Origin of the sequence: Komagataeibacter melomenusus, from assembly GCF_013155395.1 — a bacterium.
In the GTDB taxonomy this organism is placed as follows: domain Bacteria; phylum Pseudomonadota; class Alphaproteobacteria; order Acetobacterales; family Acetobacteraceae; genus Komagataeibacter; species Komagataeibacter melomenusus.
This window is the reverse complement of the sequence record NZ_JABJWC010000107.1, coordinates 1-846: the sequence shown is the minus strand read 5'-3', so window position 1 is coordinate 846 and position 846 is coordinate 1. Positions and strand designations below refer to the sequence as shown.

The window sequence follows — 846 nt, the reverse complement described above, 5'->3', positions numbered from 1 at the left end:
CCGTTGTAGCGGGGGGGGCGGCCCTCGGCCATCGCCTTCTCGCGCATGTCCTTCAGCTCATCGGCCGTGCAGTAGCAGCGATAGGCCAGGCCCTTTTCCAGCAGTTCATGCGCCACCTCGGCATGGCGGGCCTGGCGCGTGGACTGGAACACCGGCTTCTCGTCGGATTCGATGTCCATCCAGGCCAGGCCATCGAACAGCACGTCGACCGCCTGCTGGGTCGAGCGTTCGCGGTCGGTATCCTCGATGCGGAGCACGAATTGCCCGCCGTGGTGGCGGGCATAGAGGAAATTGAAAAGGGCGGCACGGGCGTTGCCGATATGCAGCAGGCCGGTGGGGCTGGGAGCAAAACGCGTACGGACAGTCATGAACCGGGTTCCTAGCATGTTTTCGCCCTGCTGACAGGGGGCACTCTGGCGTGAAAACCCTTCCGCCCGCTAGGGTGTGCATTCCTGCCACGCCTTTTACGCGCATCATGGGGGTCTTCTGTCGGGTCTTTGTGCCATTTGCCATCAATGCCGGTGCCGCTGGCCAGCCCGTAGCGCGCGGACAGGCGCCATGCGGCGGCCGATTCCGGTCGGTGCGGCCGTGCCAGCCGGGCGGGGTGGTTCTTGAGCCGGGCGCTTGCGGCGTGGCTGTGGGGGCAGAACAGCCGCCTGGTGCTGTGGCTGCCAGTGGCCCTTGCGGGGGGCGTCATCGCGTATTTTGCCCTGCCATTCGAGCCGGGCGGGGCGGCCATGGCAGGTGCTGCGCTGGCCTGCATTGCCGCACTTGCCTGCCGCCTGCTGTGGCCGGACCGGCTGGCCGTGCGGCTGGGTGCGGGGGTGGTGGGGGCTGCTGCCATGG

1 protein-coding gene and 1 pseudogene are annotated in these 846 nt (G+C 67.7%); one reads left to right on the top strand and one right to left on the bottom strand.

Annotation, left to right across the window (positions count from 1 at the left end; genetic code table 11):
- The coding region (locus tag HNW77_RS17245) for a glutamate--tRNA ligase (RefSeq protein WP_241694553.1) at positions 1–368 on the bottom strand (368 nt) is incomplete at its 3' end.
- Positions 369–611: 243 nt separating this feature from the next.
- Here HNW77_RS17245 and HNW77_RS17240 point away from each other — a divergent pair.
- Positions 612–846 (top strand): annotated as a pseudogene (locus tag HNW77_RS17240) (ComEC/Rec2 family competence protein); the annotation flags it as partial.